Here is a 23,159-nt window from a genome sequence, read left to right as displayed (position 1 = left end):
TCAGGATGAAAGCTTTTATTGCCGTAGCTGCAATGTCGTTAATGCTGGGCGCGCCAGCCCTGGCAGAAGAAAAAAGAGGTGAAAAAATGGTTCCACGTAGTCCATCCGTATTGTCCGCTGAGGATATTCAATCCGTCGCGCCGGCGCTTGCCCGTTTCGGCAGCGAGGTGCTGATAGGGGATCTCTGGCAGAGAACAGAACTCTCGCGTCGCGACCGCAGCATCGTGACCGTGGCGATTCTTATCGCCCGTAATCAGCCGGCGGAGCTAAAACATAACGTTGAGGTTGCTCTGGATAACGACGTCACGGCGGCTGAAATCTCAGAAATCATCACGCATCTGGCTTTTTATTCCGGCTGGCCCAACGCGATGGCCGCCGTTGCGGTGACGAAAGATATTTTTGTCGCGCGCGGCATTGGCCGCGAGCAGCTGGCTGCTGCCTCCCCGGAGCTGCTCCCTCTTAATCAGGCGGTGGAAAATCAGCGTTCAACAACCGTAGAACAGAACTTCGGCGCGATTTCCCCTGGACTGGTGAAGTTTACGACTCAACCGCTGTTTCTTGACCTGTGGCAGCGACCGGGGCTGAAGCCGCGCGACCGCAGCCTGGTCACGGTCAGCGCGTTGATTGCCGCCGGGCAAAGCGCGCAAATTGGCTACCACCTTAACCGGGCGATGGATAACGGCCTCACCGCGCAAGAGGCGGGGGAGATCGTTGCGCATGCCGCTTTCTATGCCGGCTGGCCAAATGCCTTTTCAGCGGTAGCGGTGGTGAGTGAAGTCCTGCGCGCTCGTGGCCTGGCAGAGTGAGCGGATGTTCAACTCTCTTAGCGCCACGCTATTGATTTTTATTGCTACGACGGGGGCGGCATTTGCCGCCGGGCGGGAGAACGCGGTGAAGATTCAGTTTGAGTTCAATGGCGCCACGGTTGTCGGCTCGCTGGATGAGAGCGCAGCGGCTAATGAGTTCCTGGCGCAGCTGCCGATGACGGTGAAGCTCGAGGATTATGGTTCCACGGAAAAAATCGCCTGGCTGCCGACGAAACTGCGCCACGCGGACTCTGGCGCCTCAATGACCCCACGGCGCGGCGACATCGCCTATTACGCGCCGTGGGGCAATCTGGCCATTTTTCGCGAGGATTTTCGCCACTCCCCCGGGCTGATAAGCCTCGGGCGGATAGAGGAGGGACTCGCCGCGCTCGACCAGGCGGGAGCCGAAACGGTAACCATCCGGCGTTATTAAGTTCGTGCTGCGTTAAATTTTCCTTTCTGCATGCTTAAATGGGCTGTTTACAGCCCATTTATCGGATACAAAGCGAACGCTCAGTATCGACAAAAATCATCTACACTTTTCCAGCCAGGTCATTTTCACACCTAACGAGACGCTATCGTCCGGACATAGCATCCCGCCCTAAGACCCGACCCACTGCAGGCGTCAGGCCCGCAGCCTTGTTTTCTCACGAGAGGAGTTTGTAACATGGCATTTGTGACAACCAAAGACGGCGTCAATATCTTCTTTAAAAACTGGGGCCCGAAGGAGGCGCAGCCGATCGTATTTCATCATGGCTGGCCTTTAAGCGCCGATGATTGGGATAACCAGATGCTGTTTTTCCTGGCAGAAGGGTTCCGGGTGATTGCGATTGACCGACGCGGTCATGGTCGTTCAGATCAGGTGAGTGACGGTCACGATATGGATCATTATGCCGCCGATGCCTCTGCGGTGGCGGAGCATCTGGATCTGCATAACGCCGTGCATATCGGGCATTCCACCGGCGGTGGGCAGGTTGCGCGCTACGTTGCGCAGTATGGTCAGCCGCAGGGGCGCGTGGCCAAAGCGGTGCTGATCAGCGCGGTTCCGCCATTGATGGTAAAAACGGAGAGTAATCCGGGCGGTACGCCAATCGAGGTGTTTGATGGTTTTCGCAAAGCGCTGGCCGCCAACCGCTCGCAGTTTTATCTCGACGTAGCGTCCGGGCCGTTCTACGGCTTTAACCGTGAAGGCGCGCAGGTGTCCCAGGGCACGATTCAGAACTGGTGGCGGCAGGGCATGACCGGTAGCGCAAAAGCGCACTATGAGGGGATTAAGGCGTTTTCTGAAACTGACCAGACCGAAGATTTAAAAGCCATTACGCTGCCGGTGCTGGTGATGCAGGGCGATGACGACCAGGTTGTGCCTTATCAAAACGCCGCGATACTGCAGGATAAGCTGCTGCCGAACAGCCAGCTAAAAATTTATCCCGGCTTTCCGCACGGTATGCATACCTCGCACGCCGATGTGATTAACGCCGATCTGCTGGCGTTTATTCGCTCGTAGCCTGGTGCTATAAGAAGGCCGCCATCCGGTGGCCTTATCGTTTACATCAGGCTTTCATGCTGGAGGATTTTGAGCATTTCGTCCTTCAACATAAGTTTTTCTTTCTTCATCTGTACAAGCTCGAGACTGTATCCTTTGCCATCGACTCCTTCTATGCGCGAAATGTCGTGATCGAGTGCATTATGTTTTTCGAATAGCGACTGAAAGCGCGGGTGCGTGGTTTTCAATCGAGAAATCAGCTCTCTGTATTCTGGAAACATGTACCTTCCTTGTTGATGGTGAAAAGTGTGTACGCTGACACACACATTCAGATTACCCATATGAATAAAATGGTAATGCGAACGAAGTCGCGTTTATGTTACGTACCAATGAAATCTCAGGGGCCGGAAGCGGCCTGGAGGCATAGATGACAGTTGAAGAACCTACCGTTGCGCTGATCGGTCCGGGCGCAATTGGTACCACCATCGCCGCGGCGCTGCACGAGGTTGGCCGTACGCCTCTGGTATGCGGCCGCCGCGCGCACCCGCAGCTGTCGCTGCGTTTTGATGGCGGAAATATTGTGGTGCCGGGGCCGGTCTTGACGGAACCGGCATCGGTCGCCGCGCCGTACGACCTGGTATTTGTGGCGGTAAAAGCGACACAAATTGCGGCTATTGCACCGTGGCTGCAAGCGCTGTGTCACGATCGAACGGTAGTCTGCGTGCTCCAAAACGGCGTTGAACAAAAAACGCTGTTCGCGCCGTACGTGGCGGAAGCTACCGTGCTGCCATCGGTCGTCTGGTTCCCCGCCCAGCGTGAACCTGAAGCGTCGGTCTGGCTGCGGGCGAAACCGCGCCTGACGCTGCCGGATGTTGAGGGGGCCGAGCGGGTGCGGCACGCGCTACGGGACACGCGCTGTGAAGTGGATATCAGCGCGGATTTTCTCTCCGTTGCGTGGCGTAAACTGCTGCAGAATGCGGTCGCCGGTCTGATGGTGCTGGCGGGGAGGCGGGCAGGGATGTTTGCCCGCGACGATATCACGGCGCTTGCTTTAACCTATTTGCAGGAGGGGCTGACGGTGGCTCGCGCCGTAGGCGCCAGCCTGGACGACGCCGTGCCGCAGGAAATTCTCGCCGGTTTCCACCGAGCGCCTCCGGATTTAAGCACTTCAATACTTACGGATCGCGAGGCCGGGCTGCCGCTGGAGTGGGATATTCGCAACGGGGTCGTTCAGCGATATGGCCGTATTCACCATATCCCCACGCCGTTAAGCGATGTGATTGTGCCGCTGCTGGCCGCCGCCAGCGACGGGCCGGGCTAAAGGCGCGGGACGCCGGCGTGACAACGTTCCCTGGGATCAGATTGATTCCGCCAGCCGGTCGACAACCACTTTGCCGCTATTATCAAACTGGGTGATGCGGTAATTCACGCAATAGGAACGGCGGGTGGTAAATTGATTGAATAACGCCACCCGGCCTTTTTTATCACCATTTTTATTCACAATAATCCATTCGGTGACGTCCGTTGAATTCTCTTTACCGCTGCTGGCGTCCTGTTGTTCGACCAGACGATCCTCTTTTTCTACCTTCAAAAAATCACGTAACATTTATTTATCTCCGCTCATCATTGTTTTTAACAATACTCTCTTTATCGATTCATTCAATTAAACATTTTAATCAATGATGTTGATTATTAGTCTGAGATTAAACGTACTGAGATCTTATGTAACGTGTTGTTTATAAAAAATAAAATTATTCACCTCCTTGGTGGTGAAAGCGATTTTTCCATGAGCAGCGGTATTCTCTTTGAAAAATTACTATGTGACAACGTCACTTTTATGCTGAACATTCTCCCCCGGTTGGAGCGCTAAGGTAGAGCATTGCCACGGTGTTGGTGCTAAATTATCCACCAGATTTCCCGCCGGCGGTTGATGTCCTCGTGAGGCTCACAGGAAGCCTTGACCTCCTGTGAAACCCTTTGTCATCACGCACAGCAACGATCGTTCCAGCTATCACGATAGATAATATTTCCTTCCGTATACTTCCAGGTGATCGCCTCATAACGCAATTCGAGCGTTTCAAGATGAGTACTACTTATACCGTTTGGAGAGAGGTACGGTGCAACCGTTGTAAACTTGACGTTTTCCAGAATGATATTGAAATATTCGGCTTCAATACCTGATTCGAGAATACGATACATTTTGATTGTCGCCGTCTTCATGGTTCGGCCTTCGCAGACTGCGCGATACAGAAGCGGTGTTGTCTGATCAAATTCTTTTACTATCGTGATAGGGCGGTGAACGCGGGTACCCGTAAGTTTTCCCCAACTGGGATCTACCGGAATAGTGATACCGTGGGAGAAGGATTTTAACTCGATAGATCCCATTCGTAGCGGCATTAAACAGCTACCCATAATTGGAGAACCATTTTCGTCCTCAAGCCATAAATGTGCGGGTGTAGACATACTATTTCCTTATATATTCAGGAGGGTAATAATTTTCTGGAATTACCATGTTACGTATCGTTAAAAAATAAAAATTACAAATAAGAAAAAAACGGGGGTAAGCCAGGCAGGACTCTCCGGAAACCATAGACCTTGAATTAAAGCAAATACTATTGTTAGCGCGGCGGGGCCATAATACGACACCAGGGATCTAAATATTCGCCTGAGCAATCTTTTAATCAAATCCATCATAATTATTGGATCATCCTCCTGATGATATCTGCAATTTCATCATCCGATACCCATTGTGCTTTAAACGCCTCGGCGCGTTCAAACAAAGGTTCTATCAGAAAATACATCATTTCCAGCTCTTTCGCGTATAGCGCTGAGTAGTAAGCAGGATAAGTCATGTGAAGACGATGTGCACTATTAACCGCTTTCTGGACAACGCCGTATATGGCAATAGCGCCTACAATCCCACCTGCTTTTTGCCCTGCCAGTGCGCTGAACTCAAGACTGAGTCTTGTGCCTACTGCGACAAATGATGCTGTTGCTAAAGCAAATCCCGCGCTTGTCAGTGAACTGGCGGCAATATGGATATTAACCGCCATAAGCTTTTTTTTAATGTATTCCAATTGATCGTTGGTTTTAAATTTGAATATTTGTTCAAAATATATTTTTAGCAAGTCGTACACGAGATTACCATGTCGCAACAAATAAATAACACCTTGTTTAAATCGAAGGTCTTCGTTTTTTTGTTGCTGGCATACATCCTGATACTCATCAGTAAAGCAGGAGGTATAATACAGCATACGCATCGCGCCTGCGCCTATGCTTTCAATCTGATTTGATACCGCTTTTTCGACGCCCGTTAAGGCACGGTCGAGTTTTAACGCAAGAATTTTATTCGTCTGTAAATAACTGATCACTTCATTCCTGTAGAACATCACTGCTCCTTGATCGTGTTCATTAAATCCCGTTTTTGAATTTTATCCAGCGAAAGCTTCCGATGGTTAAAGGGAAAATAATTCAGTCCCATCCTGTTTGTCCGTGAAGTCACTGGCATAACCTTTAGGTAGTGTTTTATTACGGGAACGTTCGGGAGCATGAAAGGTATTTTTACCATTCCCTTTATAGCAGCCAGCGTCAGCCGTAATTTTCACTGAAGTATGAAAAGCTTTATACCGTCCCCGTCACGATCCTCTTACAGATATAATTTCTGTTTCCTGGAAGTCAGTCGCGTAGTGCGCTCTTATCGCGTTTTAAATATCTACCGAGCTCACAGATAGAAATTTTATATGACGGATGCGAACTTGATCACTTGACTGGTCAAGTGGGGCGCGCCTATGTTGAAAGCACCTTCTTATCCGTTCCGGGGAGCAAGAAACATGGGCATCATTCGAACGTTAAACGGGGATATTTCCGCTAATCAGCTGGGCGTCACCTACAGCCACGACCATATCTACTGTATTCCGCCCTATTGGGCCGAGCGTCAGGATGACGATCTGTTACTCGACGATCCGCAGGCTTCAGAGCGTGAATTAAGCGACTTCCGCCGGGCGGGTGGTAACGCCATCTACGACGCCACCGCGCCGGATTATGGCCGTCAGGCCGCAGCCGTCGCCGCCATGGCGCAGCGCCAGCAGCTGCACATTATCGCCACTGCGGGTTTTAACAAAGGCTTTCTGTGGAGCAGCAAGCGGCCGGGCTCCGCGCAAACTTTCGCCGAATGGATTGCACATTCAGAGGTTGATGAACTGGTTGAACATGTCTGTCGCGAGGTCACTGAGGGGATAGAGGGCACCGAACATCGGGCCGGCGTGGTGAAGTGCGGTACCGGCTATAACGCCATTTCCCCTCTGGAACAAAAAACCATGGAGGTTATCGTTCGCGCCCAGCAGCGCACCGGGGCGCCGATGCACAGCCATACGGAAATGGGGACGATGGGACTCGAGCAGGCGCAGCTCTTTAAAAAATGGGGGCTGGATCTCTCCCGCTTATGTTTTGCTCATATGGATCGTAACCCCGATCCCTGGCTGCACCGTCAGATCGCCAACACCGGGGCGTTTCTCTCTTTCGACGGTATCAGCCGCATAAAATATCACCCAGAGCACATCCGTACCCAGGCCATCCTGGCGCTCTGCCAGCGCGGTTATCAAAAGCAGATCTTAATCGGCGGCGATTTTGCCCGTAAATCCATGAGCGCGCATTACGGCAAAGGGGGGCTGGGGCTGAAATTTATCCTTAGCGACTGGCGGCCAAGATTCATTGACGAGGCCCGGGAAGCCGGGTTTGACGGCGAAGCGCTGCTGCATGATTTCTTCGTCGACAACCCGGCGCGTTACCTCGCTTTTGCCTGAGGAGATGTTATGAAGCTGCATCGTTTAAACGAAAGCGAGGCCCGGCGGGCTTTACAAAAGGCGCGGATCGCCTTATTGCCGCTCGGCGCCGTCGAGCCGCACGGCGACCACCTGCCGCTGGATACCGATAACCTGCTGGCCGAGCGGTTTTGCGCGCTGCTTGACGAGCAGCTGGGCGAGTGCGCCCTGAGCCTGCCGGTCGTTTCCTACAGCCAGGTCTGGTCCCTGCGCGGCCACGCGGGCGCGATTGATATCGGTCATGAACGGCTGACGTCGCTGCTGGTGTCGCTGGCGGAAAACATGGCCAGCTACGGTATCACCACCACGGCGGTGATTAACGCGCATTACGGCAATTTTGATGCGATGAAAGCGGCCTCCCGGCAGCTAAAAGAGCAGGGTATTACCTTGCTTAGCTATAGCTGGGCGGGGATGGAGGAGGAGGTAAAACGACGGCAAACCACCGCGGTGGCTTACCCCGGCTATATGCATGCTGATGAGGTCGAAACCTCGCTGATGCTGGCGCTGGCGCCGGAGTTCGTCACCATGACCAACGCCCGCGCGCACTATCCGACTTTCCCGAACAATTTTCGCTATCAGCCGATACCCTGGACCGAGTTTTCTGACTATGCGGTGCTGGGCGATCCAACTGCCGCCAGCGAAGAGAAAGGGCGCGCGTTCGTCCAGCGGGCGCTGGCGACCACGCTTGCCTCTATCCGTCATCACTTAACCCAAGGAGCCTCCGATGATTGAGCGTCAGGCGATACGCGTTGACTGCCCGGCCGCTACACCTGAGGAGGCCATTCGCGAGGCGGGGAACGCGCTGTGCCGCGCGGGAGCCTGTAGCCCGCAATACGTCCAGGCAATGGTCGATAGCTACCGCGAGCTGGGCCCCTATTTTGTCATTGCCCCCGGGCTGGCGCTGCCGCATGCCCGCCCGGAGCAGGGGGCGATGAAAGCGCAGATCAGCGCGGTCAGGCTGCGTGAACCGCTGGCGTTTGGTCATGCGGAAAACGACCCGGTGCAGGTGGTGCTGGGGCTTTCGGCAACCAGCAGCGATGCCCATATCCACCTTATCCAGCATATCGTGACCGTACTCAGCGATGAAAATAACCTGCATACCCTGATGCATTCGAACGATCCAGAACAACTTTATCGGCTGTTAGCCAGCGGCTCGCAGCGTTTGTAGCGTGATGAACACGGAGTGAATAGCGATGAAAATTCTGACAGTCTGTGGTTTAGGTATGGGCTCCAGCCTGATTTTAAAAATGAACGTTGAGGCGGTGTTAAAACAGCACGGGATTCAGGCCTCGGTGGAACATATGGATGTCTCTTCCGCCGCTTCGGCCAACGCCGATGTGGTGATAACCAACGCGGAGCTGGTGGACAACCTTAAGCATCTGTCCTGTCCGGTGGTGGTGGTGAACAACTATATCGATAACGCCGAAATCACCGCGGCGCTGACCCAGGCGAAAATTCTGCCCGCAGGAGAGCCGTCATGAGCGAGTTTCTTGGCGTGCTGCGCTGGATCACCATCAATATATTTGGTGAAGCGTCGATCTTAATTGGCCTGATTGTGCTGCTGGGGCTAGTGCTGCAAAAGAAATCGCTGGCGGACATTGTGTCCGGCACCCTGAAAGGCATTCTGGGCTTTCTGATCATCGGCGCGGGGGCCGGGATTATCGTCTCCGCGCTGCTGATATTTCAGCCGATCTGGACCGAAGTTTTCGGTCTCAGCTCCATGAACCTGACCAATATTATCGGCCAGGCGCGCTTCAGCGAACGCTACGGAAGCAGCGTGACCATCGCCATTGCCGGCGGATTCGCCATCAATTTGCTGCTGGCCCGGCTGACGCGCTTTAAATACATCTACCTGACAGGACATATGATGTTCTGGACGACGATGATCTTTGCCGGGGTGATGGTGAACACCGAGCCCGCTATTTCAGCGGTGCAGCTGACGCTGATGCTAACGGTGATTATGGGGCTCTACTGGACCCTACAGCCCGCGCTGGTTCAGCCCTGGGTGCGGAAAATCACCGGCAACGACAACGTGGCGCTGGGGCATACTTCCGCCTCCGTCGCGCTGCTGGGGGCGATTTTTGGCCAGATTTTCGCCCGCAACAAAATCAGCTCCGAAGATATCAAAGTCCCTAAAAAGCTGGGTTTCCTGCGCGACTCCAACGTGGTGACGGCGTTGACCATGGCGCTGCTGTTCTTTATTGGCACCTTTATTCTGCAGATTAAAGGTACGCCGAAAGCGGCGGAGATCCTGGCGCAATCCGGCGACCTGAGCTTCTACATCTATGCCCTCAAACAATCGCTGATGTTTACCGGCGGCATTGCCGTCGTGCTGCTCGGCGTACGGATGTTTATTGGCGAAATGGTGCCGGCGTTTAACGGCATCGGCTCGCGGCTGGTGCCCGGCGCAAAACCGGCGCTGGACTGCCCGATACTGTTTAACTTTGCGCCAAACGCGGTGGTGCTGGGGTTTGTCGGCGCTTTTGTCGGCTCGCTGCTGTGGCTGACCCTGATCGGCCGCTATACCGGCTACGTTTTTATTCCCAGCATGATTGTGATTTTCTTTCACGCCGGTACGGCGGGGGTCTTCGGCAATATTACCGGAGGCTATAAAGGCGCTCTGCTGGCGGGGTTTATCACCTCGACCGTGGTCGCCTGGGGGCAGTATTTCTGCGTCACCGGTTTTATCGACAATACGATCCCAGATACCGCGCTATGGGCAGGCGACAGCGATATGTTTGTCCTCGCGCCAGTCATTCATCTTTTGACCCGCCTGCTGGCGTTCTGATATCGGGAGGAAGTCTATGAGTCAGGCCCTGAAACAGTACTACAGTCAGATCCGCCAGAAGCTGGCTTTTCTTGAGCAGCGCCCCGATGAACTCACCCGGGCGGCGGAAATCATGTCCCACAGCATTATGGGGCAGCGCAACATCTTCGTCTTTGGCGCCAGCCACGCCGGGATTCTGGCGGAGGAGATGAGCTATCGCGCGGGCGGCCTGGCCATCGTCAATCCGCTTTTTACGCCTGCGCTGATGCTTAACGTCAGGCCGTTAACCCTCACCAGCGCGGTGGAAAATGTGGAGCACTTCGGTCGGGTACTGGTGGAGCAGTCGCCGCTAAGGGCTGAAGATACGCTGCTGATCCATTCGGTGTCGGGACGCAACGCGATTACCATTGATGTCGCGCTGGCGGCGAAAGCGTGCGGCGCAACGGTTATCGCGATTACCAGCCTGGCGACGGCGGCGCGCGTGACGTCGCGCCACTCCAGCGGCAAGTTGCTGGTGGATGTGGCCGATATCACCATTGATAACCACTGCGAGTATGGCGATGCGGCGGTGAGCCTGCCGGGGATGGCGCAGAAAGCCGCGCCGCTCTCCACCATCATGGGCGCGACCATCGCCAACAGCCTGGTATTACGTATTTGCGAAATCATGCTGGAAAATGCGCGCACGCCGCCCATTCTCGCCAGCGCAAACATAGACGGTAATCAGGAGATAAATCAGGATATACTTAGCGCTTACAGGAGCCAGATACACTACCTCTGAGTTGGAGCACAAGTATGTTTGAGTCGGATGGACTCCCTCTCTATTTAAGGATAAAAGACGTTATCCTGCAGCGGATCCTCTCTTTTACCTATGACGATAAACTCCCGGGCGAACTGCTGCTCGCCGGGGAGTTTAAGGTCGCGCGCGGTACCATCAAACAGGCGATAGATTCGCTGGCCAGTATTGGCATGGTGTACCGCGAACAGGGTAAAGGGACGTTTATTAACCGCGATGCGCTGCAGAAATACTACACCGACCTCCCGGACGTACTGACCACCTTTGCTCCGCCGGGGGAGATAGCCGTGGAAGTTCTGTCGCTGATTTCGACCATGGCCGACCGCCAGGTGGCGGAGCAAATGGGGCTGGATTTAGGCTGCCAGCTGATGCGTCTGGAGCGGCTGTTAGTGCAGGGCGACCGGCCGGTTGGCCATGTGCTGACCTGGCTTAATGGCCGTATCTATAACGATCTGAGCCACGTGGACGGCAGCCGATCGCTGTATAAGCAGCTGCGGGAAACGTTCGGCTACTCGCCGGCCAACGCCACGGAACGCTATACGCCGGTGTGCTGCGATAGCCGCACGGCGGGATTGCTCAATATTGAACCCGGCCAGGCTCTGTTTCGCATTGAGCGCGTCGCCCGCGATCTGGATGATGTGGTGCTTGAATACAGCGTCACGCATACCCTTGACGCCAGCCTGTCGCTGCAAATCGCCACCAGCCAGAGCAGCATGAGCCAGCAGTGGGCCTGCACGATCGAGAAAGGGCGTTAATCCGCCTCCCAGGCGAGAATATCGCCTGGCTGGCACTCCAGCGCCTGGCAGATTTTTGCCAGCGTATCGAAGCGGATACCTTTCTGTACTCTGAAATCATCAGAAGCATAAGGATGCTGAAATTTGGAGTAGTATCATCCACTACGTTTGGTATTTATACGCAGAAAATGGTTGGTAAATCATGATGCCGGGAGAACCCGGCTTTTTTACGTCCTGGAATAATCATTACCCCGGATACCAGAGCGCGCGAGGAAGAGGCGAAAAACTGAATCGTGGATTGCTCGCGCGACGCCGGCTGACGGTTAAAGCATGCTGTTTCAGGGGATAATGCGAGCGGCTCTCAGCTGTGCGAACAGGCGGAAAAACATGTCGTCGGTGGCCTGCATTTCAGTGTAGCCCGCCCGGCGCAGTTTGCTGCCATCGCCAAACATGTCGTAGTTCCAGCCAAAGACGAAATCAGCAAATTTACCGTCGCTGAGCCTTAAGATGTCCGCTTCCACCAGACTCTGCCCGGCCAGTTCGCGCCAGTACGCGCGGTAATCCACAAACAGCTGGTGAAATGACAGTCCGACCGGCGGGGCGGATGCCAGTTCAAACCAGCTCGCGATGCGCGGCCACAGCTCGCACCAGCGCCAGATGTCGCCGTTATTGACGTTGAACGCCTGGTTTTGCGCCGTTGGCGAGGTTGCGGCCCACAGCGTGGCATCAGCCAGCAACCCGGCGTCAGTGTGATCGACGATGCTGTGCCAGGTTTTTTCCGAACCGGGGAAACGCAGCGGTAGATCCTGCGCTTTACATAGCGAAGCATAGATCGCGATGCTGAGTGCGAGATTCATGGCGTTGCCGGGCACCGTGCTGCCGACCACGCCCGGCCTGATCGCGTTCCAGCGCCACGTTTTTCCGCGCTGGAAATGGCTGAGCCAGGTGAGCTGAGCGGCGTTAAATTCGGCCCCGGGTACGCCGGGATCGCTTTCACGCGCCGGGGTTTTGAACGGACCAAGATGCGCGCCGTACACTTTGTATCCCTGCATCAGGCTTACCGTCCGTAGCGGTGCGGTTTGCTCGATGTTGCTGACCAGGTTGCGCAGCATGGTGACGTTCGGTTCAACCATTTCCGCCCAGTTCCCGGCGTTGGCCCATGCGCTGTAAAAAATGTGGGTGACGCCGTTGAGCGAATGCAGTTTTTGCGCGCTGTGCTGCGCATCCAGTAAATCGACGTGAATGAAGGGAATGTTTTCCGGGTGGGACGATGCATGGCGGCTGAGGCCGATAACCTCCCAGCGATTGCGTAACAGCGTTTTCACCAGCTCTCTGCCAATAATGCCGCTGGCGCCGGCGACCAGGGCGACTTTGGGTTGCGGTATCTTATTCACGTTGCTTCTCCAGGGTGGGTGACAGAGGCAGTGTGGTATATTATTTTTTTCACGCATATCCCGTAAAACTGATGGCACTTATAAGCAGAATCATTAAATGAATAATAAGCTCAACGCCATTGCCACCTTCCTGCGCGTGGTAGAAGCGGGATCCTTTTCCGCGGCAGCCCGCCAGTGCGGGATGAAACAATCCGCCGTCAGTCAGCAGATCGCGGCGCTTGAGGAGGAGCTTGGGGTGGTGTTGCTGCACCGAACCACGCGTGCGATGGCGCTGACCGAGCAGGGGGAAAGTTACCGGCGCGATATGCAGCTTTTGCTGGAAGCGATGCATGAAGCGGAAAGGCGCTTACAGCCAACCGATCGCCAGTGGCAAGGCCGGGTGCACGTGCAGCTGCCGAGCGGCCTCGGGCAGCTCTTTTTGCCGCATCTGCTGGCGCTGCAGAAAATGCACCCCGAGCTGCGTCTGACCCTTTCCCTTGATGACCGCATTGCCGATCTGGTTGCTGAAAGAGTGGATGTCGCGCTGCGGTTGAGCAGTGAACCGCAGCCGGGGAGTGCGGCGCGCGTGCTGGCGCGTATTGAAACCGCGCTCTTTGCCGCCCCCGGTTTTAAAACGGTGCATGCCGTCAGCGAGCTGGCCGCCCACCCGCACGTGCGGTTCAGCGGCATCGCGCAGGACGCGCCGCTGCGGCTGGTCTCGGGTGATAAAACGGTTGATATGAAAGTGAATACCGTCTTCCGTGCCAACACCAGCGAAGCGCTGCTGCAGGCGCTAGAGTCCGGCATCGGTATCGGCGGCATGCAGTTACCCCTTGCGGCCCACGCTTTGCAGTCCGGCAGGCTGGTACCGGTATTACCCGCCTGGCGATTACCCGATCGCTTTCTCTATGCGGTCTACCCTGACGCCCGCTTTATCCCACCGCGGGTAAGAAGTATTATCGACGTGATTGAACAATTGCTGCCTGAGATGACGGAGCGTGTCTGACGGTTGGTTTTTCTCCTGCCTCTACCGCGCGTAAAGTGACGAGCGTTGCTGCTGACAAAGGCGTCTTGATTATGAACCGCTATGAAAAAGAGTATCGGCAGTTGCTGGCAAATGGCGCTATCGCCTGGGCTGGCGAAGGTTATTTCCGGGCCAAAGAACAACAGGAGCGCGTTTTTAGCTGGCTTCATTTACAGCACTATTTCCCCCAACCCGGCGCGCCTGTCCTTGAGCTGGGGTGCGGGAATGGCGCGATGGCCGCGCAGTATTTTGCGGAACGAGGCTATTCGGTGTGGGGGATAGATTGGTCCGAAACCGCGATCCGATGGGCACAAAATCGTTTTCAGCAAGCGGGTCTCCCGGCAAATTTTTTCGTCGGAGATGTCTGCCATATTCATCAGTGTCAGGATGCGACGTTTGAGCTCATTGTTGATGGCAGCTGTGTGCATTGCCTGATTGATGATGCCCGCCACCTCTGCTTTGCCGAAGTCAGAAGATTACTGAAACCCGGAGGACGGCTGGTGATCGGCTCCATGTGCGGAACCCCGCGTCATCCCGAGGATATTCTCGCGTACGATCCTATCCGCCATCATTTACTTAAAGAGGGCAAACCATGGCGTACGTTGCGACCGCTCCAGGCCCTGCTGGACGAGATTCGGGCGGAGCAATTTACGGTTCTTGAGGTGAATATTAATGAGAACGCATGGTGGGATCATGCCACCGTGGTATGCAGAGTCGATTAACCTTCACGCCTCCCGTCCGCTCTGGCCTGGAGCGGACGGGAAGCTTATGGGTAAACGTGAACGTTCGGCCGCCAGCGACGGTGCCAGGCTCCTGACCTTGCAGGATTATTGAGCAGACGAAAATTTTGCCGCGATCGCTTCAGCCGTGGGCTGTATGCCGCCCAGACTCCACTGTTCCGGCTCATGCTCATCAATGCGAACCCAGACTGAACGGCGGAACTCGGGATCGCCTTTCCCTTCAATTTCGACAATCAGATCGGTCATGCGGCGTAAAAGCTCTTTTTTTTGCTCCGGGTTCATTATTCCTTTAATGGTTTGTACATTGACGAAGGGCATTGTATTCTCCTTGGTAAGCTAGGTCTAAAATTCATACTCAGATTAAAGAGCGAAAGCGGACATGTCAAAAAATAATTCAGTTGCCTACCTATTACCGGAGCTTTGCGGGCTTTCTGCGGCAGCGGAAATCCTGGGAGATCGGTGGGTTTTGTTGATTTTAAGAGAGGCTTTCTACGGCGTGACGCGCTTTGAAACGATCCGCTCGCATACAAAAATGCCTAAGCAGACGCTGGCAAACCGGTTAAAGAAAATGACGGAACTGGGTTTACTGAGCAAAACGCCTTATCAGGAAGAAGGCGTGCGCGAACGTTATGAGTATATCCTTACGCCAAAAAGCCGCAGCCTGGCGCCGATCCTGTTTTCCCTGATGGCGTGGGGGCATAAAAATATCCTGCATGATGAACCGCATATTGCGCTGGTGGATAAAGAGAGCGGGGACGTCGTCCACAATGCATTTGTGACGACGAAAGGCACCGTCGTTGAACCTCGTAACATCCAGATAGTGGCTCTGAACCTTAACCAGCCGTAGCGCGGGCGACAAAAACCGCAACCCCATTTTCTGCTTTCTGACGACAAACGTTGTCTGCTTGAGCGGGGAGGCGTAATATACGAAACATATATAAATTGTTACGGTACGTATAAATGGGCATTGTAAAAATTTCCGACCTGCTGCACGACGATATTCGTGACGCCAGCAAGGCGATGTCGCGTTCGGTCAACGCGCAGGCGGAGTACTGGATCCGTCTGGGTATGATGAGCGAGCTCTATCCCGAACTTAACCATCAGCAAATTAAGCTGATGATGCTCAAGTCCGGCTCTGACCGGTTGCTGGAGGTGATCAATGCTATCAATTCCCATTAAGACCGCGGACGAGCTGGCCAGACAGCGCCGCGCAGGTGAGCTGTTGGCCTCGGTTTTCGACATGCTGGATACCTTTATTCAGCCCGGTATCTCCACCATGGCCATCAACAACCGGGTGGAGGATTTTATCGTCAACGATCTGCATTCGCGCCCGGCCAGCAAAGGGCAGTATGATTTCCCCTACGTGCTGAATACGTCGATCAACGAAGTGGTTTGTCACGGTATGCCAAAGGAGAGCGAGCATCTGAAATCCGGCATGATTGTGAATGTGGATATTACGCTGGAAAAAGAGGGGCTGATTGCCGATTCCAGCAAAATGTATCTGATTGGCGAGGTTTCACCGCTGGCCCGTCGGCTGGTGCAGAAAACCTACGAAGCGATGTGGAAAGGGATCAAGGTCGTCAGGCCGGGCGCGACGCTGGGCGATATCGGCCATGCGATCCAGACTTATGTCGAAGGTAACGGCTACAGCGTGGTCAGGGAGTACTGCGGCCACGGCGTCGGCAGAGAGATGCACGAAGATCCCCAGGTGCTGCATTACGGCATACCCGGCACCGGCGCCGTGCTCAAGGAGGGGATGGTGTTTACCATTGAACCGATGGTGAACCAGGGCGATAGCCGGATTAAAACCAAAAAAGATGGCTGGACGGTGGTCACCCGCGATAAAAAACTGTCCGCGCAGTGGGAGCATACCGTCGCCGTCACCGCGGATGGATTCGAGGTCCTGACCCTGCGTAAAGATGAAGCGATCCCGGAGTAGCCCAAACAACAGGTTTCACGCCCGGGCAGTGAAACCTGTCAGACAGCGATTACGCGGGCATCTCTTTGCGCCCCACATAACGCTCTTTCCATAATGCGCCCGCCACCCCGATATCGAGGAATGGCGAAGGCGGCATAACGTTCGCCTGGCCGAGCGACTGCATCGCGGCGATCAGCGGGTTGTCCTGGCCCATCGCCAGATCGGCAAGCAGCGTCCCGGCGATAGTCTGTTTGGATACGCCGGCGCCGTTACAGCCCCCGGCGGTCCAGATCTGCGGCGCAAGACGCCCCCAGACCGGCGCGCCGTTGCGGGTGACGCTGATGGTCCCGGACCAGGTTCGCTCCAGCGGCACATCCTGCAGCTGCGGATAGGCCGTATGGAACAGCGCCAGATGCTGGCGCGCGGCGCTGGCGGTCTGTCCGGCGGTAATCACTCCCCGCAATGCCGGATCGACATGCTGGCGGACCAGAAAACGATGATCGTGGGTATAGCGTAGCGTGGCGCCGGCGATCGCGTTGACCGGCGTTAATCCCCAGCTTTCCATTGCCGGCAGACGCTGGCGCTGTTCAGGCGTGAGCGGGGCGGTAATGCTGGCGTAGGTCGCCATTGACGCCTGGCGGCTCACGGTGGGCGAGAGTTCGCGGGAGAGCGCGTTGGTCGCCAGCATCGCCTGGTCGGCGCGGATCGTGCCCTGCAGCGTCGTCACCCTGACGCCGCCGTTTTCCTGACGCATAGCCAGCGCCGGGGTTTGATGGTAAACCGTGACGTTTTCCGGCAGATGACGCGCGAGGCCCGCAATCAGTTTCGCCGGGTTCACCAGAATACAGCCGGGGGTGTAAATTCCTTTGCTGTAGAGGCGGGTTCCCAGTTTCTGGTACAGCGCTTCGCCGTCCAGCAGGCTGTAAGGCTCCTGCATCAGCTGCAGGTTATCCACATACTCCTGCATAATGGCTTCGCTGGACGGATCTATCTGGCAGTGGTATTTCCCGACGTTTTCCCATTCGCAGGCAATCTGGTGCTCGGTCACCGTTTCATCGAGCAGGCGGATCCCCTCCTGGAGCAGGGCGCGGTAATCCTGCGCTTTTTTCAGCTCGGCGGTAGAGCTGCCGATATTGTGCGGCAGGCCGATGATAAAGCCGGAATTTCGCGCCGAGGAGCTGGTCGCGGCGCATTCGGCATCGATGAGCACGATGTTCAGCTGCGGATTGAGGCTGGCCAGCCTGCGGGCAAAGCTTACGCCGGCATAGCCGGAGCCGATAATCACCCAGTCGGCTTTAATGTCGCCGCATAGCTGCGGCTGTATTTGTCGATCAATCTCATTGAGCGGCCAGCCCACCTGGTTCTGATTGAAAGGTACTGATGCAAATCTCACGCTTAATCTCCCTGTGGAAAAAACACCTGCAGGGCAGGTGTGAATGGGGTTGCCGCTCTCCGCGTTTTTGGTCTGGAGTGTGAGTCGGCAAGCGCCAGGGCAGCGTCTGAAAAATCACCACGCTGAATGATAATCACCTGGACAACAATTCAGCAGAATAACAAGGAACAGGCAAAATAACACTTCTTGCTGTAGGGGTATGCGATTTTCTCTGGCCTGCGATATCACCCTGACGGTTCACTACGGCAGCGAGTAGGGTACCTATTGACAGGCAATACCTGTATCCCGCTCAGCAACGGCATGCGTGGCAATCTGGGACGCCAACCTCAACCGGCGCCTTCAACGGAACCGGCATGATGATGGTGGTTTATAACTAATCATGGCCGCCTCAATACCGGTACGCTAAGGAGCACAACCCTGCACGTATCGAAGCGGTCTACACCCGCTCAATCCTTGCCGGCAGCCCCTGACGCACCGCCGCGCCGGAGACCCAGTCCAGCCAGGTATTGCTGACCTCGCGGGTTGGGTCGGCAAATCCCAAATCGTTAAGGTTAATGCCGGCTTTAATCTGCGCCGCGAACGGCATGGGCTCACCGTCGAGGGTGTGCCGCGCCGCGCCCATTTCGCGATGCCCGTAGCCGTGTTCAATCGCGATGACGCCGGGCATTACGCCACTTAACAGGCTAATGACGGCTTCAACCTCGCCGCCGGGCGTGGAAATTCGTACGCGGTCGCCGTGCGCCAGGCCGTAGCGCTGGCCGTCCAGCGGATTCAGCGCCACCAGATTGGTCGGCTTAAGATGATGCAGGCGCGGGATCACCGTCGAGGCGCTGGCCATGGTATTGGATTTAAACGAGATCAGCTTCAGCGGCCACTGCTGTCGCGGGAAAAGCGCTTCGATAGCGCGTCCGTCGGACAATCTGGCCGGATACCATGCCGGGCAGCCGCTGTAGCGCTCGCCGGTGATGGCGTGGCGGTGGGCGGCAACCTCCGCGTTCCAGATCTGCAGCGGTTTTTCCCACAATTGACCGACGCGATTCTCCGCTCGACCGCTTGTGTCCGGCGCGAAGCGCCCGCCGCGGGAGTAGACAAAGGCTACCCGGCTCACTTCGTCCGCTTTCAGGGTCTGGTTGATAACCGGCAGAATACGCTGCACCCCGGTCAGCGTCAGATCCTCGCTAATGGCTTCGGCAACCGGCGCGTTACCCATAAACGCAATGTTCGCGGCCATGCGCAGGTAATAGTCCTCAGCCCGGTGGAGTGGATAGTGGTTACCCTGAGCATCGGTAATAGCGTTTTCGCCAAATCCTGGCAGATTAAGACGCTTCGCCACCGCAATGCAAAATGCTTCCATTGACGCTGGCTCACCGTCAGCGGTTTTTGCGGTGGCGGCAGGGACGATCGGCCAGCGGGCGGTGGTGGCCTTACTGGCGACGCCGGCCCACGGCGCGCTGAATCCCCAGCTTTCGAAATTATGCGTATCCGGAACGATATAGTCGGCCAGGGCGGTGGTTTCATTCATAAAGGCGTCAATGGCGATAAACAGCGGCAGCCGCTGCGGATCCTTTAGTTTCTCTTCCGCAACCGCGCGTAGCCCGGGCACGCCGTACAGCGGGTTGGTCATATTGGAAATCCACGCTTTCAGCGGATAGGGATAGCCTTCGAGCGCCGAGGTCAGCAGCTCGGTCAGCTGTCCGGCGACGAACGGATACCACGGGGCTCTGGCCGGGTAGGGGGAGACGCCCGCCGCCGCCTTGCTGCGATACTCTTCGGAGGATTCATACGCGGTTTTGCTGCGCGCGATGCTGAGCCCTTTCGGCTTCACTTTACCGGCAAAGCTCTCCAGGTTGTAACGCGGGCCGTCTGTCGCGCCGTTGAATTTGCCGCCGCCGACAAACACGCCGCCTTCCAGGCTGAGATTACCGATTAGCGCATTAAGCAGCATGACCGCCCAGGCGCTGTAAAATCCGTTGCCGGCCATCATGCCGCCGTGAGTAATGACCGCGGCTTTACGGCCATGACGGGTAAAGGCATCCGCCAGCGCCGCGATCTTATCTTCCGCGACGCCGCACTGCTGGCTGTACTGTGCCAGGGTGAGCTTTTCAGCGGACTCTTTCAGCAGCTGGAAGCCGCTTTTGACCGTTACGCTGAGCCCGTCCGGCAGGGTTAGCTGGCGTGTTACAAAGAGCGCGCCGCGCGGGCAGCCGCTGGCGGCGACAACGTCACCGCTTTCGTTAACCACCACCGGTTCGCTGGCGCCCTCCGCATTCAGGTGAGCAAGGGTTAAATGCTGTCCGGCCAGCTCCGGCTGGTCATCGGTGATGACCAGGTGGGTCGCATTGGTCCAGCTCTTTTCGGCGGCCTGCCGCATTGCCTGCGCGCCCGGTAGCGCCAGGTAATCGGCGTTGTAGCGCCGGTTTTCGATAATCCAGCGAATCATCGCCATTGCCAGCGCCGAATCGCTCCCGGGGATCACCGGCAGCCAGTGCCCGCGATCGTCTGCCATCACCGTGGTGAGCGGCAGCGCCGGCGCGACCACCACATACTGAAAGTCATTGCGCAGGCGGGCGCTGGCGAGCTGCCTGGCCTGGCGTTTAAAGGGGTTGCCTGACTGGGCGGGCGACGTTCCCATAAACAGGGCGAACTCGACGTTATCCCAGTCGGGCTTCACGTGCGGATTTTTATCCAGATCGCCCATTAAGGCGCCGGAGCCCGCGCGATAGGCCAGCCCGCAGTAGGAACCATGTGCGCCGAAGTTTTTACTGCCGAAGCTGTTCAGCGCAAAACGGCGTAAAAAGGTATCACGCCCGTCGTCGCTGGTGTTGGTGACCAGTAGCTGGTTGGTTTTTGGGCCGAATCCCGGATGCTTTGGATCGATGGGCGTTGTCGGCGCATAAATGGCGCGCAGGCCATCAACGTGCCCCTCGCCAAACAGATCGCCGCCTTCAACCACCTCTTTCACCAGTTGTTCAAAGCTGATGCGCTGCCATTTCCCTTCGCCGCGTTTACCCGCGCGCTTCATCGGCTCAAGGAGCCGCAGCGGGCTATAGAGTCCCTCGAGCAGCGTGGCGCCGCGCGCGCAGGCGGTAGAGCGGGCATCAAGTCCGCTTTCACCCGCCAGCTGCGCCATGGCGGTTGAAAAAGGAATGGAAGAGTCGAGGTGGTGCTCATGAGAAAGCGGGTGATAAGGGTTGCCGGCAATGCGCAGTACCCGGTCTTTCTCGCTATCCACCCGCACCCGAACGCCGCACTGCGTCCAGCAGCCAAAACATTGGGTCATCGAGATAACCTGCCGAGGATTTTGTTGCCAGCCGGTATTTGCATTGGCTTCCGGGATCAGCGCATTAGCGAAAATACGATCGCGGGTCACTTTACCGGATGTACCGCTGAGCAGGCCATCAATGGCGCGCTTTGCCACCTCGCGATAGCTCAGGGCGAAAGACGCCAGACCGCCTGCGGCGAGGCCGACTTTGAGCCACTGACGACGGGTTAAATTAGCCATGTTGCCTTCTCCTTGCGAGTCCGTTTACGGTTTCACGGACAATAATGAGCAGCGCAATCCACAGGCCGAAGGTGCCAAGGATAGCGAGCCAGCCGTCGGTACCGACCGGCAGGGTATAGGGATTAAACTGGGCATTAAATTTGGGGATGGTTTGCCCCTGAATCAGCAGCGTCCAGCGCATCAGCCAGCTCAGCGCCATGGCGCTGACGGCCAGCAGGGCGCGAACGGGCAGCGTCAGCGGATAACGCAGGGCAAGCGCGCAAAAGATCAATGAAATAAGCCAGCATGCCAGCCAGCCGATCGCGTAATGACGGGCTGAAGGCGAAATGACCAGCCACTGACGAATAGCCGAGCCGGAAAGGGTATCACCGCTGACCCAGATCGCCACGACGACGGCCAGCAGCATAAGCGCTGAGAGCTGCCATATCGCCAACTGCCTTTGGCATTGAAAATCATTGCGTACCGCGACAATCAGCAGGGCGAAAAAGGTTTGCAGCGCGCTAAAGAACATCGCCAGCACAAAGGCGTAGCTGAACCAGACCGGGCGGGCCTGAACCACGGAGACTTCGCGTCCGGTGTAAAGCAGCAGCCCCGTCGCGGTAAGCGCGCTGGCCAGCGCCAGCCATTTTGTGACGCTGTCACTTTTGTTACGCAGCAGACCTGACTGCCGTACCGCAAACCACAGGCCCAGAAAGAGGGTAAATAGCGGCAGAAACAGCGCCCCCCAGGGCATCCACGACCAGGGCGTGGGATAGGCGTAAAAGTGCCAGAAGCGGGCGGCTTGATGCAGGTCCGCCGTCAGCGCCAGCGGCGCGGTAATTGCGCAGGTCAGAGCAATCAGCAGCGTCAGCCGTTCCAGCTTCGCATCGTGTCTTTTGCGCCAGTGAAGCAGGCAGCCAAACAGCGCCGCGCAGGCGGCAATGCCGATGAAAAAGAAATACTGCACCGCCCACGGTAGCCAGCTCACCTCCTGCGGACGGGCCAGCACCTCCTCAATGATCATGGTTTGGCTCATTCAAACCTCCTGCCAGAGCGCGGGTTGGGCATGTCCCGTCAGCGGGGTAACAAACGCCTCGTCCAGTCCGAGATAGAAAACGTGGGGGACGGTACCGTTTTCCGGCTTCAGCACCTTGATGGCGTCATGGTGCAGGGCGAGCGTCTGCGAGATACGGCTTTGACGGTCCTGGATATCGCCGACGATCCGCGCGCCGCCGACGCAGGACTCGACGCAGGCGGGGAGCAGCCCGGCTTCCAGGCGATGAACGCAGAAGGTGCACTTATCGGCGGTCTGTGTCTCATGGTTGATAAAACGCGCGTCATAGGGGCAGGCCTGGACGCAGTAGGCGCAGCCGACGCAGCGGGTGTTATCCACCACCACAATGCCATCCTGGCGCTGAAAGGTGGCCTGCACCGGGCAGACCGGCACGCAGGGCGGGTTATCACAATGGTTGCACAGCCGCGGTAGCAGGACGTTGGTGACCCGATCGCCCAACTGCACCTGATACTGATTGACGTGAGTACGAAACGCCCCCTGCGGCGTCTGATTTTCGATTGCGCAACTGACGGTGCAGGCCTGGCAGCCGATGCAGCGTCGCAGGTCAACCAGCATGGCATAGCGGTGGCGGGAGGCGCCTTCGCGGCGGGCCGGCGAAAAGGGAAATTTCGCCTCCGCCAGCGGCACCAGAGACGCGCCGGCGGTGAGAACGCCCAGCTGCGCCAGAAACTGTCGTTTACTGCTGTCCATATTTTTCCCTCGCGCAGCAATAACGAAACATTTGTCACGCCATTGTTTTGCATGTGATGAAT

Annotated in this window: 28 protein-coding genes; 16 read left to right on the top strand and 12 right to left on the bottom strand. The window is 56.4% G+C overall.

Annotated features, from left to right (window positions below; translation table 11 throughout):
• The first annotated feature begins 5 nt into the window (after positions 1-5).
• The 3 genes from FQK12_RS05765 (at position 6) to FQK12_RS05755 (ending at position 2,310) form a co-directional block, all read left to right on the top strand.
• A complete protein-coding gene (locus FQK12_RS05765; RefSeq protein WP_014229428.1) occupies positions 6-806 on the top strand; it encodes a carboxymuconolactone decarboxylase family protein in 801 nt (266 codons plus the stop codon).
• 4 nt (positions 807-810) lie between these two features.
• Positions 811-1,239 (top strand): cyclophilin-like fold protein, encoded by a 429-nt coding sequence (locus FQK12_RS05760; protein WP_014229427.1) that lies wholly within the window; start codon positions 811-813, stop codon positions 1,237-1,239.
• Between the two features lie 234 nt (positions 1,240-1,473).
• Positions 1,474-2,310: an alpha/beta fold hydrolase gene (locus FQK12_RS05755; RefSeq protein ID WP_146295671.1), complete on the top strand. Its 837-nt coding sequence runs from the start codon at positions 1,474-1,476 to the stop codon at positions 2,308-2,310.
• A gap of 41 nt (positions 2,311-2,351) precedes the next feature.
• On the opposite strand, the gene FQK12_RS05750 is transcribed toward FQK12_RS05755, so the two are convergent.
• A complete protein-coding gene (locus FQK12_RS05750) occupies positions 2,352-2,570 on the bottom strand; it encodes a YdcH family protein (protein WP_004102179.1) in 219 nt (72 codons plus the stop codon).
• A gap of 146 nt (positions 2,571-2,716) precedes the next feature.
• Here FQK12_RS05750 and FQK12_RS05745 point away from each other — a divergent pair, with 146 nt between their 5' ends.
• Entirely contained in the window at positions 2,717-3,610 is an 894-nt protein-coding gene (locus FQK12_RS05745) for an oxidoreductase (RefSeq protein WP_014229425.1), read from the top strand.
• 36 nt (positions 3,611-3,646) lie between these two features.
• Here FQK12_RS05745 and FQK12_RS05740 read toward each other — a convergent pair whose 3' ends face one another.
• The 4 genes from FQK12_RS05740 to FQK12_RS05730 form a co-directional block, all read right to left on the bottom strand.
• Positions 3,647-3,895, bottom strand: coding sequence for a hypothetical protein (locus FQK12_RS05740; RefSeq protein ID WP_014229424.1), 249 nt, complete (start codon positions 3,893-3,895; stop codon positions 3,647-3,649).
• Between the two features lie 377 nt (positions 3,896-4,272).
• Positions 4,273-4,752 carry an Hcp family type VI secretion system effector gene (locus FQK12_RS05735; protein WP_014229423.1) on the bottom strand — a complete coding sequence of 160 codons (480 nt, stop codon included), beginning with the start codon at positions 4,750-4,752 and terminating at the stop codon, positions 4,273-4,275.
• 60 nt (positions 4,753-4,812) lie between these two features.
• Positions 4,813-4,983, bottom strand: a complete 171-nt coding sequence (locus FQK12_RS27860; RefSeq protein ID WP_310742464.1) for a hypothetical protein — start codon at positions 4,981-4,983, stop codon at positions 4,813-4,815.
• 2 nt (positions 4,984-4,985) lie between these two features.
• Positions 4,986-5,678, bottom strand: coding sequence for a hypothetical protein (locus FQK12_RS05730; protein WP_014229422.1), 693 nt, complete (start codon positions 5,676-5,678; stop codon positions 4,986-4,988).
• A 441-nt stretch (positions 5,679-6,119) separates the two neighbouring features.
• Between FQK12_RS05730 and FQK12_RS05725 the strand changes: the two genes are divergently transcribed.
• The 7 genes from FQK12_RS05725 to FQK12_RS05695 are packed head-to-tail and all read left to right on the top strand — an operon-like array spanning position 6,120 to position 11,424.
• Positions 6,120-7,091, top strand: a complete 972-nt coding sequence (locus FQK12_RS05725; protein WP_014229420.1) for a phosphotriesterase — start codon at positions 6,120-6,122, stop codon at positions 7,089-7,091.
• A 9-nt stretch (positions 7,092-7,100) separates the two neighbouring features.
• Entirely contained in the window at positions 7,101-7,841 is a 741-nt protein-coding gene (locus FQK12_RS05720; RefSeq protein WP_014229419.1) for a creatininase family protein, read from the top strand.
• A complete protein-coding gene (locus FQK12_RS05715) occupies positions 7,834-8,277 on the top strand; it encodes a PTS sugar transporter subunit IIA (protein WP_014229418.1) in 444 nt (147 codons plus the stop codon). The genes FQK12_RS05720 and FQK12_RS05715 overlap by 8 nt, the downstream gene beginning before the upstream one ends.
• Positions 8,278-8,302: 25 nt before the next feature.
• Positions 8,303-8,590 (top strand): PTS sugar transporter subunit IIB, encoded by a 288-nt coding sequence (locus tag FQK12_RS05710; protein ID WP_004851015.1) that lies wholly within the window; start codon positions 8,303-8,305, stop codon positions 8,588-8,590.
• Entirely contained in the window at positions 8,587-9,897 is a 1,311-nt protein-coding gene (locus FQK12_RS05705) for a PTS ascorbate transporter subunit IIC (RefSeq protein WP_004851013.1), read from the top strand. The genes FQK12_RS05710 and FQK12_RS05705 overlap by 4 nt, the downstream gene beginning before the upstream one ends.
• Positions 9,898-9,913: 16 nt before the next feature.
• A complete protein-coding gene (locus FQK12_RS05700; RefSeq protein WP_014229417.1) occupies positions 9,914-10,654 on the top strand; it encodes a sugar isomerase domain-containing protein in 741 nt (246 codons plus the stop codon).
• 14 nt (positions 10,655-10,668) lie between these two features.
• Positions 10,669-11,424, top strand: a complete 756-nt coding sequence (locus FQK12_RS05695; protein WP_004851009.1) for a GntR family transcriptional regulator — start codon at positions 10,669-10,671, stop codon at positions 11,422-11,424.
• Here the strand turns inward: FQK12_RS05695 and FQK12_RS05690 are convergent.
• Positions 11,421-11,501 (bottom strand): helix-turn-helix domain-containing protein, encoded by an 81-nt coding sequence (locus tag FQK12_RS05690; protein ID WP_071881757.1) that lies wholly within the window; start codon positions 11,499-11,501, stop codon positions 11,421-11,423. The genes FQK12_RS05695 and FQK12_RS05690 overlap by 4 nt on opposite strands.
• Before the next feature lie 240 nt (positions 11,502-11,741).
• Positions 11,742-12,797 (bottom strand): SDR family oxidoreductase, encoded by a 1,056-nt coding sequence (locus FQK12_RS05685; RefSeq protein ID WP_014229416.1) that lies wholly within the window; start codon positions 12,795-12,797, stop codon positions 11,742-11,744.
• A gap of 97 nt (positions 12,798-12,894) precedes the next feature.
• Between FQK12_RS05685 and FQK12_RS05680 the strand changes: the two genes are divergently transcribed.
• The gene (locus FQK12_RS05680) at positions 12,895-13,782 is read left to right on the top strand and encodes a LysR family transcriptional regulator (protein WP_014229415.1); all 888 of its coding nucleotides are present in this window, start codon (positions 12,895-12,897) and stop codon (positions 13,780-13,782) included.
• Between the two features lie 71 nt (positions 13,783-13,853).
• Positions 13,854-14,522 carry a class I SAM-dependent methyltransferase gene (locus FQK12_RS05675; protein ID WP_014229414.1) on the top strand — a complete coding sequence of 223 codons (669 nt, stop codon included), beginning with the start codon at positions 13,854-13,856 and terminating at the stop codon, positions 14,520-14,522.
• A gap of 105 nt (positions 14,523-14,627) precedes the next feature.
• Here FQK12_RS05675 and FQK12_RS05670 read toward each other — a convergent pair whose 3' ends face one another.
• On the bottom strand, positions 14,628-14,858 hold the full coding sequence (locus FQK12_RS05670; protein ID WP_014229413.1) for a tautomerase family protein: 231 nt from the start codon (positions 14,856-14,858) through the stop codon (positions 14,628-14,630).
• Positions 14,859-14,919: 61 nt separating this feature from the next.
• Here FQK12_RS05670 and FQK12_RS05665 point away from each other — a divergent pair, with 61 nt between their 5' ends.
• From FQK12_RS05665 to map, 3 genes are all read left to right on the top strand, one after another.
• Positions 14,920-15,387 (top strand): winged helix-turn-helix transcriptional regulator, encoded by a 468-nt coding sequence (locus FQK12_RS05665; RefSeq protein ID WP_014229412.1) that lies wholly within the window; start codon positions 14,920-14,922, stop codon positions 15,385-15,387.
• Positions 15,388-15,500: 113 nt separating this feature from the next.
• Positions 15,501-15,719 (top strand): ParD-like family protein, encoded by a 219-nt coding sequence (locus FQK12_RS05660; protein ID WP_004102160.1) that lies wholly within the window; start codon positions 15,501-15,503, stop codon positions 15,717-15,719.
• Positions 15,700-16,479, top strand: coding sequence for a type I methionyl aminopeptidase (gene map, locus FQK12_RS05655; protein WP_004850994.1), 780 nt, complete (start codon positions 15,700-15,702; stop codon positions 16,477-16,479). The genes FQK12_RS05660 and map overlap by 20 nt, the downstream gene beginning before the upstream one ends.
• 49 nt (positions 16,480-16,528) lie before the next feature.
• Here the strand turns inward: map and FQK12_RS05650 are convergent, their stop codons facing one another.
• The 4 genes from FQK12_RS05650 to ttrB all read right to left on the bottom strand — a co-directional run bounded on the left by FQK12_RS05650 (position 16,529) and on the right by ttrB (position 23,097).
• On the bottom strand, positions 16,529-17,851 hold the full coding sequence (locus tag FQK12_RS05650; RefSeq protein ID WP_014229411.1) for an NAD(P)/FAD-dependent oxidoreductase: 1,323 nt from the start codon (positions 17,849-17,851) through the stop codon (positions 16,529-16,531).
• A 436-nt stretch (positions 17,852-18,287) separates the two neighbouring features.
• Positions 18,288-21,353 carry a tetrathionate reductase subunit TtrA gene (gene ttrA / locus FQK12_RS05645; protein ID WP_014229410.1) on the bottom strand — a complete coding sequence of 1,022 codons (3,066 nt, stop codon included), beginning with the start codon at positions 21,351-21,353 and terminating at the stop codon, positions 18,288-18,290.
• A complete protein-coding gene (ttrC, locus tag FQK12_RS05640) occupies positions 21,346-22,368 on the bottom strand; it encodes a tetrathionate reductase subunit TtrC (RefSeq protein WP_014229409.1) in 1,023 nt (340 codons plus the stop codon). The genes ttrA and ttrC overlap by 8 nt, the downstream gene beginning before the upstream one ends.
• On the bottom strand, positions 22,369-23,097 hold the full coding sequence (gene ttrB, locus FQK12_RS05635) for a tetrathionate reductase subunit TtrB (protein ID WP_014229408.1): 729 nt from the start codon (positions 23,095-23,097) through the stop codon (positions 22,369-22,371).
• Positions 23,098-23,159: the final 62 nt, after the last annotated feature.

The sequence above is a fragment of the Klebsiella sp. ME-303 genome, assembly GCF_007910085.1.
GTDB classification, from domain to species: domain Bacteria; phylum Pseudomonadota; class Gammaproteobacteria; order Enterobacterales; family Enterobacteriaceae; genus Klebsiella; species Klebsiella michiganensis.
This window is presented reverse-complemented; position numbering and strand designations above follow the sequence as displayed.

Coding starts and splice junctions, on each gene's coding strand:
- FQK12_RS05765 (WP_014229428.1), top strand. CDS start 6: ATGAAAGCTTTTATTGCCGTAGCTGCAATGTCGTTAATGCTGGGCGCG.
- FQK12_RS05760 (WP_014229427.1), top strand. CDS start 811: ATGTTCAACTCTCTTAGCGCCACGCTATTGATTTTTATTGCTACGACG.
- FQK12_RS05755 (WP_146295671.1), top strand. CDS start 1,474: ATGGCATTTGTGACAACCAAAGACGGCGTCAATATCTTCTTTAAAAAC.
- FQK12_RS05750 (WP_004102179.1), bottom strand. CDS start 2,570: ATGTTTCCAGAATACAGAGAGCTGATTTCTCGATTGAAAACCACGCAC.
- FQK12_RS05745 (WP_014229425.1), top strand. CDS start 2,717: ATGACAGTTGAAGAACCTACCGTTGCGCTGATCGGTCCGGGCGCAATT.
- FQK12_RS05740 (WP_014229424.1), bottom strand. CDS start 3,895: ATGTTACGTGATTTTTTGAAGGTAGAAAAAGAGGATCGTCTGGTCGAA.
- FQK12_RS05735 (WP_014229423.1), bottom strand. CDS start 4,752: ATGTCTACACCCGCACATTTATGGCTTGAGGACGAAAATGGTTCTCCA.
- FQK12_RS27860 (WP_310742464.1), bottom strand. CDS start 4,983: ATGATGGATTTGATTAAAAGATTGCTCAGGCGAATATTTAGATCCCTG.
- FQK12_RS05730 (WP_014229422.1), bottom strand. CDS start 5,678: ATGTTCTACAGGAATGAAGTGATCAGTTATTTACAGACGAATAAAATT.
- FQK12_RS05725 (WP_014229420.1), top strand. CDS start 6,120: ATGGGCATCATTCGAACGTTAAACGGGGATATTTCCGCTAATCAGCTG.
- FQK12_RS05720 (WP_014229419.1), top strand. CDS start 7,101: ATGAAGCTGCATCGTTTAAACGAAAGCGAGGCCCGGCGGGCTTTACAA.
- FQK12_RS05715 (WP_014229418.1), top strand. CDS start 7,834: ATGATTGAGCGTCAGGCGATACGCGTTGACTGCCCGGCCGCTACACCT.
- FQK12_RS05710 (WP_004851015.1), top strand. CDS start 8,303: ATGAAAATTCTGACAGTCTGTGGTTTAGGTATGGGCTCCAGCCTGATT.
- FQK12_RS05705 (WP_004851013.1), top strand. CDS start 8,587: ATGAGCGAGTTTCTTGGCGTGCTGCGCTGGATCACCATCAATATATTT.
- FQK12_RS05700 (WP_014229417.1), top strand. CDS start 9,914: ATGAGTCAGGCCCTGAAACAGTACTACAGTCAGATCCGCCAGAAGCTG.
- FQK12_RS05695 (WP_004851009.1), top strand. CDS start 10,669: ATGTTTGAGTCGGATGGACTCCCTCTCTATTTAAGGATAAAAGACGTT.
- FQK12_RS05680 (WP_014229415.1), top strand. CDS start 12,895: ATGAATAATAAGCTCAACGCCATTGCCACCTTCCTGCGCGTGGTAGAA.
- FQK12_RS05675 (WP_014229414.1), top strand. CDS start 13,854: ATGAACCGCTATGAAAAAGAGTATCGGCAGTTGCTGGCAAATGGCGCT.
- FQK12_RS05670 (WP_014229413.1), bottom strand. CDS start 14,858: ATGCCCTTCGTCAATGTACAAACCATTAAAGGAATAATGAACCCGGAG.
- FQK12_RS05665 (WP_014229412.1), top strand. CDS start 14,920: ATGTCAAAAAATAATTCAGTTGCCTACCTATTACCGGAGCTTTGCGGG.
- FQK12_RS05660 (WP_004102160.1), top strand. CDS start 15,501: ATGGGCATTGTAAAAATTTCCGACCTGCTGCACGACGATATTCGTGAC.
- map (WP_004850994.1), top strand. CDS start 15,700: ATGCTATCAATTCCCATTAAGACCGCGGACGAGCTGGCCAGACAGCGC.
- ttrA (WP_014229410.1), bottom strand. CDS start 21,353: ATGGCTAATTTAACCCGTCGTCAGTGGCTCAAAGTCGGCCTCGCCGCA.
- ttrC (WP_014229409.1), bottom strand. CDS start 22,368: ATGAGCCAAACCATGATCATTGAGGAGGTGCTGGCCCGTCCGCAGGAG.
- ttrB (WP_014229408.1), bottom strand. CDS start 23,097: ATGGACAGCAGTAAACGACAGTTTCTGGCGCAGCTGGGCGTTCTCACC.